The 12,295-nt window shown below is 40.5% G+C and carries 12 protein-coding genes; 2 read left to right on the forward strand and 10 right to left on the reverse strand.

Going from position 1 to position 12,295, the window contains the following annotated elements:
- Positions 1-651, reverse strand: coding sequence for a tRNA (guanosine(46)-N7)-methyltransferase TrmB (gene trmB / locus BPR_RS14845; protein ID WP_013282305.1), 651 nt, complete (start codon positions 649-651; stop codon positions 1-3).
- 132 nt (positions 652-783) lie between these two features.
- On the opposite strand from trmB, the gene BPR_RS14850 reads away from it, so the two are divergent.
- Positions 784-2,181: a D-alanyl-D-alanine carboxypeptidase family protein gene (locus tag BPR_RS14850; protein ID WP_167531176.1), complete on the forward strand. Its 1,398-nt coding sequence runs from the start codon at positions 784-786 to the stop codon at positions 2,179-2,181.
- A 65-nt stretch (positions 2,182-2,246) separates the two neighbouring features.
- On the opposite strand, the gene BPR_RS14855 is transcribed toward BPR_RS14850, so the two are convergent.
- A complete protein-coding gene (locus BPR_RS14855) occupies positions 2,247-3,182 on the reverse strand; it encodes a 3'-5' exonuclease (protein WP_013282307.1) in 936 nt (311 codons plus the stop codon).
- 1 nt (position 3,183) lies between these two features.
- Positions 3,184-4,014, reverse strand: a complete 831-nt coding sequence (locus BPR_RS14860) for an alpha/beta hydrolase (protein WP_013282308.1) — start codon at positions 4,012-4,014, stop codon at positions 3,184-3,186.
- 177 nt (positions 4,015-4,191) lie between these two features.
- Between BPR_RS14860 and BPR_RS14865 the strand changes: the two genes are divergently transcribed.
- Positions 4,192-4,734: a glutathione peroxidase gene (locus BPR_RS14865; RefSeq protein WP_013282309.1), complete on the forward strand. Its 543-nt coding sequence runs from the start codon at positions 4,192-4,194 to the stop codon at positions 4,732-4,734.
- Positions 4,735-4,834: 100 nt separating this feature from the next.
- Here the strand turns inward: BPR_RS14865 and BPR_RS14870 are convergent, their stop codons facing one another.
- The 7 genes from BPR_RS14870 to BPR_RS14900 all read right to left on the reverse strand — a co-directional run bounded on the left by BPR_RS14870 (position 4,835) and on the right by BPR_RS14900 (position 12,157).
- Positions 4,835-5,455: a hypothetical protein gene (locus BPR_RS14870; protein ID WP_013282310.1), complete on the reverse strand. Its 621-nt coding sequence runs from the start codon at positions 5,453-5,455 to the stop codon at positions 4,835-4,837.
- A gap of 36 nt (positions 5,456-5,491) precedes the next feature.
- Complete coding sequence (locus BPR_RS14875) at positions 5,492-6,301, reverse strand: DUF1295 domain-containing protein (protein ID WP_013282311.1); 810 nt, start codon at positions 6,299-6,301, stop codon at positions 5,492-5,494.
- Between the two features lie 16 nt (positions 6,302-6,317).
- A complete protein-coding gene (locus BPR_RS14880) occupies positions 6,318-7,166 on the reverse strand; it encodes an SDR family oxidoreductase (protein ID WP_013282312.1) in 849 nt (282 codons plus the stop codon).
- Between the two features lie 57 nt (positions 7,167-7,223).
- Entirely contained in the window at positions 7,224-8,153 is a 930-nt protein-coding gene (locus tag BPR_RS14885; RefSeq protein WP_013282313.1) for a hypothetical protein, read from the reverse strand.
- A 42-nt stretch (positions 8,154-8,195) separates the two neighbouring features.
- A complete protein-coding gene (locus BPR_RS20060) occupies positions 8,196-8,666 on the reverse strand; it encodes a TetR/AcrR family transcriptional regulator (RefSeq protein WP_052301837.1) in 471 nt (156 codons plus the stop codon).
- A 186-nt stretch (positions 8,667-8,852) separates the two neighbouring features.
- Positions 8,853-9,662, reverse strand: a complete 810-nt coding sequence (locus BPR_RS14895) for a YlmH/Sll1252 family protein (protein WP_042257204.1) — start codon at positions 9,660-9,662, stop codon at positions 8,853-8,855.
- A 2-nt stretch (positions 9,663-9,664) separates the two neighbouring features.
- Positions 9,665-12,157 carry a clostripain-related cysteine peptidase gene (locus BPR_RS14900; protein ID WP_013282316.1) on the reverse strand — a complete coding sequence of 831 codons (2,493 nt, stop codon included), beginning with the start codon at positions 12,155-12,157 and terminating at the stop codon, positions 9,665-9,667.
- Positions 12,158-12,295: the final 138 nt, after the last annotated feature.

Genomic DNA, 12,295 nt, shown 5'->3' on the forward strand with positions numbered 1-12,295 from the left:
TTACTTCCCCTTTCTGCTAACAATGTATTTGTAAATCGGGTTGCCTAGTGATGAGAACTTCTCCTCATATTCCGTCATTACATTGCCTTCATTCATAACAGGATCATTATGAAGGTCTCGTGTAACTGCATCCAGGTTCCATCCAGCCGGCTCAACCTCTTCAAGGGCAAAATCAAACAGGTCCTTGTTATCAGTCTTAAATTCTACGACTCCGTCAGGCTTGAGAATTTTATCATACCTGCCTAAAAACTCTCTTGATGGAAGTCGTCTCTTGGCATGTCTGTCCTTGGGCCACGGATCTGAGAAATTGAGGTAAATTCGGTCTACCTCAGATGGAGCAAACACATCAGTGATGTTCTCGGCATCCATTCTAATGAAAATAACATTAGGAAGCTGCCTCTGCTCCTGCTTCTGTATTGCTCTCAGAAGTACACTGGAATACTTCTCGATACCTACATAATTGACATTAGGGTTAAGCTCAGCCAAATCCATAAGGAATCTGCCCTTACCCATTCCAATCTCAATCCGGATCGGGTTGTCATTACCAAATACTTCTTTCTTCCAGAGTCCCTTCTTGGTCTCGGGCTCCTTGACAGTATACTTACTGTCAGCAATAACTTCTCTGGAACCTGCAATGTTTCTTAAACGCATTTCTCATCCTACCTAAAATTCTTATAATAGAATTTTACAACATTTGCGACCACTTGGAAAGTAGTGTATTATCTATATACTATGAGACATTCTTTTTTCTTTAATACAAGGAAAATTGCATATAGAGGCCTTTTGAGTGTCATCACATTCATGATATTGGCATATAGCCTTAGTTTCACCTCTTTTGCCGAAACCATCGACTATCAGGCAGAGGCTGAACAGCGTAAAGAGCTGCCTATTCAGAGCAACGAAACCTCCGGTTGGCCAGAGGGGCCACAGATTGGGGCTGAGGCAGCTATTGTCATGGATGCTTCCACTGGTACAATCCTTTATGCCAAGAATATCCATGAAGAGTTGTATCCGGCCAGTACCACCAAGATCATGACTTGTCTGCTTGCAGTTGAGAACGCCAGTCTCAGTGATAAGATAACTTTTTCAAATGAAGCTGTATTCAGCGTTCCAAGAGATGGTTCTTCTATAGGTATGGATGTTGGCGAATCAATTACGCTTGAGCAGGCTCTTTTCGGAATCATGGTAGGAAGCGCCAATGAGGTTGCCAACGCTGTCGCTGAACATGTAAGTGGCAGTATTGATGCCTTTGTTAATCTCATGAACCAAAGAGCCAGTGAGCTTGGCTGTACCAATACTCATTTTAACAATACCAATGGACTTCAGGATGATGATCATTACACCAGTGCCTATGATCTGGCGCTTATAGCAAGAGCCTTTTTTAACAACGAGCTCTTATGTAAGGTCGGTAACACTCCAAGATATCACTTCACGGAGACTTCTACCCAGCCTGATGATTTTTATCTCAATAACAAACACAAGCTGATAACAGGTGAAGTCAAATTTGACGGTATTATTGGTGGCAAGACCGGCTATACCGATCAGGCACGCGAGACCCTTGTGACCTGTGCAGAAAGAGATGGCGTCAAGTTAATCTGCGTGATCCTCAAAGAAGAATCTCCTTCCCAGTTTACTGACACTGTTACTTTGTTTAATTACGGTTTTAATAATTTTACCTCTGTAAATGTAGCAGATACCGACACCAGATATATGCCTAATGATTCTCTTTTCTTTGAATCAGAAAACGATGTCTTTGGAAGATCTGGGACAATACTTAGCCTTAGTAAATCCAGTACGATCATAATTCCCAAGACTTCTTCTATAAATGATACAGATTATTCAGTATCTTACGATTTGACAGAAGATGATCTTAGCAGCTCTCCAAGCGCCATTGCCAAGATATCTTATACCTACAATGGTGTTCCGATCGGCACTGCCCTTTTATGCTACGCAGCCCAGCGCGGAAATGGTAATTTTGGTGGCTCCGCTCACACGCATACTACATATATCAACGTATATTATATTTTTATCTCGGCAGCCGCCTTCGTAGTCCTGATGACTATAATCAGTACTGTTTCGGCCAGAGTGTCCCTGAACAGGCGCTACACAAGTAAAAACGACAGACTTAGATACAAACGCCGTAAAAGAGAATACAAAAAAGGAAAACTTCATTTTAAATAAAGACATTAAAAAAGAAATCTCATTCTATAGCAAATATGTTATAGGTAGCTGAGATTTCTTTTTATTTAATCGCTTTGTCTTTTCTTGATTTTTCTTTGTTTGACCTTCATGGCTTCAACATCTTCCGGCTGAATGAATTTACATGTCTTAACTACATATAATCTGCCATTTTCAGCCTTCTTGATCCTGACCTTGGACTTCATAAAACCGTGAAGCTCGCAATAAGCTACAGAATAGTAATGCTTACTGTTTGGTGTAAACCATTTGACCTTACGCCTAATGTTGCGATGGCACAAATAGCACTTTGTGCTCATTATTTCTATGTTCTCCAGAATATCTTCCTTGGAATCAAACTCCCTCGATATGTATTTGAAATAATTATCAAAGGTAATCTTGATCTCCTGTTTCCTGGTCTTGGGAGTTACGTAGGTATCAAAGGATACTCTCTGAAGAACCTTATCTCCTAGCTTTCTGAATATTCTTGCTGTGTATTCAGCATCTGCAAGAGCTCTGTGGAAAGGAATATCCTTATCCATCTGCATCTCATCAACTACAGTTGACAGAGCCTTTCTGGACTTGCCATCATCAAAGGCTATGCTATAGAGCTTCTGTACATCGTAAAAGGCAATTGGTCTGTCCGACAAAAGAGGCATTCCAAAAAAATCCAGATTCCTCTGAAATTCTGTCAGATCAAGTGGTCCCCAGCTGCAAAACTGTGGATCTTCTCCGCACCACTTAAGAAATTCATCGGCTACATCTGTAAATGGCTCACCACTCTCCAAGTCTTCCATAGTCAAGTGTATCAGCTTACCTGTGATCCTGTGCATCTGCTTGAATACCTGCGGTCTTATGAGTCTGGAAAACTCGCCGATCTTTTCTTTTTTCTCATTTAATTTGACTGCGCCAATCTCTACTATCTCGAAATTAAGTGTCTTACCATTCTCTACTACAGGCGCATCTCCCTGGTTCCATTCCAGGTCAAATATAATGTAATTCTTCATATTAGTTCCAATATTGATTCATCCAAGTAACAGCCAGTTCTGTCCATGGCTCGCACTGAGGAATTACTTCCTTGGCACTTGGGCTTTCTGTTATCTTATTTGCAAGAGCAAGTCCATGTCCTCCCACAGGGAAAATATGTAACTCTGTATTTATATTATATTTCTTTAGTGTCATTGCGAAAAGTAGAGAATTCTCAACAGGTACACTTCCATCTGTATATGTATGCCAGATAAATGTCCTTGGAACATCCTCGCAGGATACATTTTCAAGCGACATTTCATCTACAAGTTCATCGTACCTTGTCCCCAGAAGGTTTTTAAATGAGTCTCTATGCGCAAATTCTCCTGATGTAATTACAGGATAGCACAGCATAAGTCCGTTTGGGCGAAGCTTTTCTTTATTATTATTGTAAGCATTTCCAAAAAGCTTTTCTGATATGAAATCTTTTTTCCAAAAGCATGCATAACTGGCAGCAAGATGTCCGCCTGCAGAACACCCTTCTACAACAATTGCATCTGAATCCACATTCCATTCATCTGCATTATCTCTAATTATATGAAAGGCTCTCCCAAGCTCTAAAAGAGCTGTAGGATAAGTTGCAGGAGCACAAGAATACCTGAGAATTGCTGCGTTAAAACCCTTAGCCAAAAATGTAAGTGCCATTGGTTCAGCTTCTCTGTCTGATGTATAAGCATATCCACCTCCGGGACATAAGAGGATAAGCGGACGCTTTGAGAGTTTTATCTCTTTTGATTTCTCCTGAATATATACAGTAAGTTTTGCTCCTTCCAAAGAGCCTTCTTCTTTTATCAGAAATTCTTTATAAAACATTTATAACCCCCATGTTCAAGTTTATTTCTCATTCTACTAAAATATAAGGTGTATCAATGCATTTTGCAATATTTTCAAATTAAGTGTTGACATTTTATATTGTGTGCAATATAATTTAACTAAATCAAAACATTGTAACTAATTTAATTGCACATATATTATTTATGGAGGTCCAAAATGGGATTTTATGATTATTCTGTAACTGATGCTCAGGGAAACGAAGTTTCTATGGCTGATTTCAAGGGCAAGGTAGTTCTTGTTGTTAACACTGCTACAGGTTGTGGCTTCACACCTCATTACAAGGATATCGAGGCTATGTATGAGCAGTATCATGATCAGGGTCTTGAGGTTCTTGATATCCCTTGTAACCAGTTCGCTGGACAGACTCCTGGTACAGACGATGAGATTCATGAGTTCTGCCAGCTTCATTACAATACTAAGTTCCCTCAGATGACTAAGTCAGAGGTTAACGGTGAGGGTCAGCTTCCTCTTTACAAGTTCCTCAAGGAGCAGAAGGGCTTTGAAGGTTTCGGCAAGGGACCTGCAGCTCTTGCTATGAGTGTTATGCTCAAGAAGATTGATAAAGATTACAAGAATAATCCTGATATTAAGTGGAACTTCACTAAGTTCGTTGTAGATCGTGAGGGTAATGTTGTAGCCCGCTTCGAGCCTACAGAAGACATGAAAAAGGTTGCAGAGTGTGTAGCATCTCTTATCTAATCTCCATAAGATTTGCGTAATTGCGATGCAGCAAAACACCCATTATATATTTAGAAACGGCTGAGCAGTGTTAAACTGTTCAGCCGTTTTGATCATTATCTTATAGTTTCAGCTTAGAAAGTCCGGCCTTTCTAAGTTCGATTGCCGCCATAAGAAAAGCTCCCTGTCCTACAATATTGATTCCTTCTGCAATCCAGTTCCAGTAGGCTTTATCAAAATCTTTGGAAGCAAGATACCCCATACAAAGTGAACACACAAAATCAATTACCAGCAATACTATTATTGAAGGCCTTTTAAGCTTATGCGCAAGGACTCCAAGACTGTAGCATATCATGGCAAGTCCCACGATCATGAAACTGACCATAATAGCTGTCCCTTTAAATAGCACGGGCGGTACAACACACATGGCAGCATTTTCTACCTGCTTGTATGAGAGCATGCCTATAAGCCCTAACCCTGAAAGCAAAAAGCCAATAGAAATAACCGGAAAATACAAATTATTGAGTGCTTCAAAATCGCATATATTTGCTGCATATAACAATTTATAAAGAGCTTTCGAGACTCCTGCAAAAACTACATCCATAGTCCCTGTAGAAAAAAGAGCAAAAGCCCCTTTACTCATTTTGAAATACAGATCCCTCTGCAGTTTAACTGCAGCGACCGCGAATAATATGACCGGAATGAAATCTGCCAGAGCCATAATAACGGTGTAATCCTTCATATACCCCTCCAACAAATACCTTTTTCTAAAAAGACCTTACTTCCCCACTTTATTCAGATGATAAATAGGCAAAAATGGAATAATGATCGGAGTCTTATTCGCATAATCTATGTATTCCTGATTGTTGCCATAGTGCCCAAGCTGTCTCTTTTCCAGCCTCTGTGCTCCGTTAAACATAATGTAGACAATAGCAACATAGGCAATTATTGCCATGAGCCACTGGCCAATTCCTGTATAAGTTGTAACCCCGCTAATAAATACTCCTGTCCAGAAAATTATCTCCCCAAGATAATTTGGACATCTGACAATTTTATAAAGGCCCTCAGTAGCTACCATGTTAGGATTTATTTTTTTCTGAGCAGATTTCTGCTTGTCAGAAGCTGATTCAAGGATAAGCCCGCACACTGAAATTACCATACCAATCACAGGAAGGATCACATCCTTAGACTCATTTGCATATCTGTAGAACATAGGGCTTACCTGAATAGTATAAAGAACTGCTGAAAAAAGCCATATTGCTATGCTGACAAATACTGGTATTTTCTTACTTGCACCGATTTCCCCATTAAACGTTTTCCTGTATGCGGCGCTTTTTATTTCTCTATACAAAAGAAATCCAGATAATCTGGCTCCATATGCGATAAAGAGGATCATCTGTAAAATGCAGAGCCACAATACCCCTTGTGTCCATCCATTTTTAAGTGCAATTATAAATGCGCATATACCGCCTCCTGCTATAGCAAAACCATAACCTATAGAAAGAAAATATATATATTTGTAAAAACCTACTGCACACAGTACTAGACATACCAGGCAGATAATAAGTAAAGAATCCAGATGTAACATTTTCCGCTCTCCTGTCTTATTTAGTAAAATTGTCCTTTATATACTGTTTGAAGCTCATTTCTCCATAAGTGGTATCTCCTACCATCTCCTCAGTAAGTGTCCACTTTGAAAATCTTAAAATAGCCTCTTTGCCATTCTTTTTGAGCTTGTTAACAAATGCAAGAACATCAAAAAGCCAAGCAGGAGCTCTTTTTATAACCGGTGTCTTGCCAGCGGCTTCAAAGCACATATTGGCAATTTCTTCATAAGAATATGTCTCTTTACCACCTACGTTGTAAGACTTGTTATCATCAAGCATGTGCTTAACAATAAACTCACCAAAGTCCTCTGTTGAAATAACATTTGCATGAACCGGTTTTTTACCAAGGAGTGTAACCTCTCCTTTTTCTATCATTGGACGGAATACCTTAACAATGTCGTAAAAGTATCCTGTTGGACGGTGGATTACATAAGTAAGGCCACTCTTTTTAAGCTCTTCTTCAAAAAGATATTTAGCGTGAAGCATAGGAACCTTTGGAGCCTTATCTGCTTTGATAACTGAGATATAGGTAAATCTCTTAACACCGGCGGCCTTAGCCTCATTCAGAATATTAAGATTTCCCTGATAGTCGATATCATAGTTAGATACTGTTGCTGATCCTTTTGTAAGACCTACTGTTGTGATAACAACATCTGCACCATCACATGTTCCTTTAAGAGTTTCAGGCTTGGTTACATCAACCTTTTTAAATGTATATGCTTTCTCATCAACCCCAATATCTCTTGTCATCATATCCAGAGCCACTACTTCATGTCCCTCTTTGACAAGTGATCTGAAAATATCTGCGCCAAGATTTCCAAAAGCGCCTGCAAGTACTACTTTCATTTTCTTACCTGTAGACCTATAGGCTTATATGTATAGGCCTACTCTCCTTCCCCATTATTATTTTTTCTTTTTCTCTTGCGCTCTCTTATCGTTAATTATCTTCATATGCTCTTCAGTGATGAGCTCAACATTATTCTCTCTGGCCCAGTCCACGCATCCCTTAAGAGCTGCCGGAAGAAATACTCTTGGAACATTAAGCATAAGCTTGAGAGCATCATCAGTGAATTTGATCTTGTCATCAATCCTGTCTGCCGCATAACGTACTGACTGAAGTGAAGCCTGTCTCATCTGTAACAGTTCTGCTCTCATATGTCTTTTTCTATGGAACCAGAAGTTCTTACTGTCTCTGTAACCGTAGTCTACAGGGAGAGGTGGGAAATCCTTGGCCCTTACCCCGTTTATAATGGCATCGGAATATTTCTTTTTCATAAGTATCTTGTCGATTCTGAGAATGAAATGCGCTCCGAATTTGCTGGTGATTCCATTGAAATCATGATAAGGTCCTTCATATCCTTCAAGCTGTCCGGGCTGATCCTTATCTGCACCATCAAGTTCTCTCATCCACGTGCACTCTATAACCTCTATTGCATCGGTCATAACCATCGGTCTTATGTCATCAGGATTTTCCTCCTGAATAAGGCTCTTCTCCAGCCTAAAATTACACTTAGGCATCTTCTCTGATGGCTTGTCCCCTGGCCATGAGAGCTTAACTGCCTCTTTAAAATTCTTGGGATTATCATCAATAAAGTTAATTGCACATTTTCCGGTGCGGAGTATATTCTGTGCTGTATTTGATGAATTACGACAGTTTAAGAGCATTGCGTAATACTCCTTACCTGCTACATAGTAGGGCTGGATTAGTGAATAAGGCCCTAAGTTAGTTGTGCCATCCTCACATAAAGTGCTGATGACTACTGTAGGCATTGGGAAAAAAAGTGATGTCTGATAAAAGTTGTCTACTATCCTCAGATTCTCAAAGCTACTCATGTTGTATGTCCTCCTATTTCTTCGTGTTACCCCCAAAATCTGTCACACGAGTTTTTTTATGATCGAATACTGTTTATCAAAAGGTATATTTGCCATAGTCCATCTGATAATTGATTCTGCTATATGGAGCGTAAGAAACTCTATATCATCGTAGTCAGAGTTTTCTACTGCTCTTGCTATCAGCTGTGCAATTCGCGCCTTGAACTGAACCTGTCTCTTGGATATCACATCCGAAAAAACCCTCTGAGCATCTTCATCAGAAAACAATCTCTCATACTTCCTGATGAATTTATCAAGGGCTGAGTGAGCCTGCCTCAGGAATGCCTCCGGATCAGAGTCCTGTATTGCTGTTATTACGCTAACGCACTGTTCCCAGTCTTCTAACATGAAGGAAACTATAAGCTCATCCTTGGATTTGAAATAATTGTAGAGTGTTCCAACTGCAATATTGCATCCATTGGCTACTGATCTGATAGTTGTCTTGGCATAGCCATTATTCAAGATCTGATGCATAGCTTCGATTTGTATTTGTTCTCTTAAATTATCAATGATTTTTGGCATATTTTTATCCTTTATGAACGTGTTCGTTATAATTATAACGAGCGTGTTCATATTAAACAATATCGGTTTATCACAAAAAATAAGCGGTCTTTCTGTGCATTAACACAAAAAGCCGCTTATTTATAGCTTATTATTTAATTATTTGAATAGCTTGACTGAAATAAATAGTCTCCCTTTTCTGGTAGTATTGGAAGTTCCCAAATAAATAAACTTTCCATGTCCTCTTACGGAAACTCTCGCTCCCTCTTTGAGGTCATATCCGCCGCTATAGGCCGTTCTGCCATCTATGAACACTGACTCACTCTCAATCAGCTTCTGTGCCTCAGACCTTGATAGATGATATACAAAAGCCAGAATTGCATCTATTCTCTCAGATGCAACGCTTCCGCTTATTTCCTCGAACTTTGGTTCAATATCACAGTCTGCAGCATTAACTATACCGCACCTTACTGATGTGTGTCTGATCCTGATCAGCTCTTTTTCCATCATCTGAGCAATGTCAGGTGTAGCAAATATATAAGCCTCTTTATCTCCTGCAAGTATATCGCCTATCTGATCACGCTCAATTCCCAGATTCATGATACTTCCGAGGTAGTCTCTGTGATTAAGATCATCTGCAAATTTGTTGTTAAGTGGCTTAATGTGAACACACTTTAGAACTGTGTTGTCAGCCTTTTCCGATACAAGAAAGGTCTCTTCATCCAGATAATCCGGAAGAAAACAGACCATTGCTCTCTCAGCATCTTCTGCTCCTCCGTACACTACATAACTTGCGCCGCAGTACTCATGAACATTTCCGGGAACGCCCTCAGACGCCAGAATCTGGTAGAACATCGCTATCTCAGATACCGAAAGGAAATCTGTATGCGTCACGAATCCGTTCAAATAAGCTCTGTTTGCCAGGTCTTTAATTCGACCTGCTAAAAAATCTCTTGTCTTTTCTTCCATTATCAATATTCCAACTTTGGTGTCCAGTAATTCTGTCCGTAAATATCAGTAAAGCAGTAGGTCTCGATTACCTTGCCCTCCCCAACAGGGAGATTTTCTATAACCATATCAGACATTGCTTTATCTACTGTAATCTGCTCTCCAAGATAATAATTCTGCTGGAAAGTCTGGTCATAGTTGTAGTAATCACAAACATAATCGATAGTATCACCTACATTTATCTCTGTAAGGTTCTTGGCTACAGTTTCTGTCTCACCTTCAATGTAATCAAAGCTTGCACCGGCTACATAGCCGTCTTCATTTTCCGAATCAAATATGAGGATGAGATTAGCTCTCTGACCGTTAAGTTCGCAGGGAACGCGGCCTGTAATTGCGTAGCTGTCACTGTCACCCTGAACATCAATTACATAAAAGGCAACTATCTGACCGTCTATAGCAAGCCATGTCTTATCCTCCGGAGCCAGAAGATTTCCCTCTTCATCAAATTCAAACGTAGTATCAAGTCCAAGATCAACATATCCTTCACCGTCATCATAGAACATGTTGAGCTTGAGATCATGAACAAGCTTCCACTGCTCTGCAGACAGCGAAATGCAGGTATAATCTTCTGCATTTGTAGTCCATACTAGAGCTGATGGGTCAAACTGGTGACTTGCAATATAATTTGCAGCCTGATCAACATCAAGGCCTTTACCAAGAAATCCTGTATTTGATGAAGAAAGCCCAGAAATACTGCTAAAGTCACTAGATAAAAATGTCGTCAGAAGCTGCGAAATCATCTCAGCTGATGCATTTCCACCGGCACTTGATGAGCCTGTGTTTCCAAGTGTTCCCAAAAGAGATGGCATTGGACTTGATGTTCCGCCCATTACCTGCTGGCCTGCAACTTCCAGAGAAGCAAAGTTCTGAATACACTTTGCATACTCCTCGTCCATTCCAATAGCTTCATAAGTTCCAACCATTGAATCAACTTTGGATGTCTTCTTATAAGGGAAGTAAATAGACAAACCATAAGCATTTGTCATATTGGAGCTTGTCTTATTATATTTGATCGCACCCTTAAGAGCAGTCGCTAATTCTTTTGCCGAAGGTGTTGCAATTTTGTTCGCAAAATCGATAAGATCGACCTGATCTATCTTGGATGAAGCTGCGAACTCTCTTGTGCTGCTACGGGCATCCGATATTGTTGCGAAGTCGTTTCCTCGGATCATCTCTGATGTATCTTTTGAAAAATCTGCAAGCTCCGAAGGAACTGTATAGGAAAGCTCTGCCAGGTCGATCAGAGAAAGTGTTGTCTTCTGTCCTGGGCAGTTCTGTGCACATGCACTGGTAAAAGAATCAATGATGTTTTTACCAATTTCTGTTGTCTCCATTGATGTGTTACTGCCAAGGGCTGTGAGCCAGTTAGTATAATACCAGCCTACGCCCGGTTCTGTCTCCTCAGAGGCAACAAGATAATCAGCATAGTTGGATACAACAAGCGCATTTTCTACTGTCGCCATAAGACATGTATCAAAGCCTACAAAGTCAAAAGTAACTCCGCCATCCTTAAGCGCTGTATTGATACCTGCAAGTGACATAGCACCTGCAGAAGAAAACTTCTCATCATATCCATATCCACCGGTGGATCCGCCGCCGTGATCCCAGAAAATAAGATCATATCTGTCAGCAGGATAGTTCTGCGCGCCCCACTTAATAAATCCGGAAAGTGTTTCAGGTTTGGTCATAGGTACGCTTCCGAGATTATCCTTGATGCAGATAAATTTTCCATCTTTTATCTGATAAATCTGGTTGGTAGAGCTTGAAACAACATTGTTTTGCCACTGCTTGGCTCCGCCTGTATAAACGATAAGATTTATCCTGTCATCAAATCTTGCTGAGAGCATCTCCTGAATATCCTTGGAAGCCATTCCGCCTCTTGATTCAAGGTCAGCTCCGCACATATATACCATGATGGTTATAGTATCCTGCCCGTTTCCCTTGATTGTAGTGCGCTTAGCCCTTGCTCCGCTTACTACGGAAGTATCAAGCTTACCAGTATTTGGTGTATCACTCCAGCTTGCTGAAGCCATACTTCCACCGGTATAGGAACTGCCTCCTCCCAGCATGGAACCAAACAGATCGAACATACTACTGTTATATCCGTTTGAAAATCCAGTCTGGGACTGACCTGTCTGAGAGGTAGTCTGCTGCGTTGTAGTCTGAGGCACTGCAACACTCTCATAATCAGTAGACGTATCACCACTTCCTCCAAGGAATGATGTAAGACCACCACCGCCTCCAAGTAGCAGGAAAATAATAACGATTATCATAAAGAGAGGACTTCTTCCGCCTGATCTCTTCATTCCTCCTGAACCTGATCCACTACCATTTCCGCCGCTTGAATAGCCGTTACTGCTTCCGACAGGACCGCCACCAAGGCCATCGCCTCTCTTATGTACGCCCGATCCGCCTTCTCCTATATTCTTTTTTCTTCCAATAGGCCTATCTGCCATTGTCTACCTCCAAAACACCCTATTATACTTACTTTTCAATCTGTCACTTATCTAATTGCCTGTAAAAATCAGCAACTGTCTTATGTCATATTATAGTATTTTTTTATTCATTAATCGAGGTAATAAGAGAGCATACAT

It is taken from the genome of Butyrivibrio proteoclasticus B316, from assembly GCF_000145035.1.
GTDB classification, from domain to species: Bacteria; Bacillota; Clostridia; order Lachnospirales; family Lachnospiraceae; genus Butyrivibrio; species Butyrivibrio proteoclasticus.

Bases quoted from the DNA above. Each gene is read 5' to 3' on its own strand.
- BPR_RS14870 (WP_013282310.1), bottom strand. From the start codon at position 5,455: ATGAAGGATTACACCGTTATTATGGCTCTGGCAGATTTCATTCCGGTC.
- BPR_RS14860 (WP_013282308.1), bottom strand. From the start codon at position 4,014: ATGTTTTATAAAGAATTTCTGATAAAAGAAGAAGGCTCTTTGGAAGGA.
- BPR_RS14865 (WP_013282309.1), top strand. From the start codon at position 4,192: ATGGGATTTTATGATTATTCTGTAACTGATGCTCAGGGAAACGAAGTT.
- BPR_RS14885 (WP_013282313.1), bottom strand. From the start codon at position 8,153: ATGAGTAGCTTTGAGAATCTGAGGATAGTAGACAACTTTTATCAGACA.
- BPR_RS14880 (WP_013282312.1), bottom strand. From the start codon at position 7,166: ATGAAAGTAGTACTTGCAGGCGCTTTTGGAAATCTTGGCGCAGATATT.
- BPR_RS14900 (WP_013282316.1), bottom strand. From the start codon at position 12,157: ATGGCAGATAGGCCTATTGGAAGAAAAAAGAATATAGGAGAAGGCGGA.
- BPR_RS14895 (WP_042257204.1), bottom strand. From the start codon at position 9,662: ATGGAAGAAAAGACAAGAGATTTTTTAGCAGGTCGAATTAAAGACCTG.
- BPR_RS20060 (WP_052301837.1), bottom strand. From the start codon at position 8,666: ATGCATCAGATCTTGAATAATGGCTATGCCAAGACAACTATCAGATCA.
- trmB (WP_013282305.1), bottom strand. From the start codon at position 651: ATGCGTTTAAGAAACATTGCAGGTTCCAGAGAAGTTATTGCTGACAGT.
- BPR_RS14875 (WP_013282311.1), bottom strand. From the start codon at position 6,301: ATGTTACATCTGGATTCTTTACTTATTATCTGCCTGGTATGTCTAGTA.
- BPR_RS14855 (WP_013282307.1), bottom strand. From the start codon at position 3,182: ATGAAGAATTACATTATATTTGACCTGGAATGGAACCAGGGAGATGCG.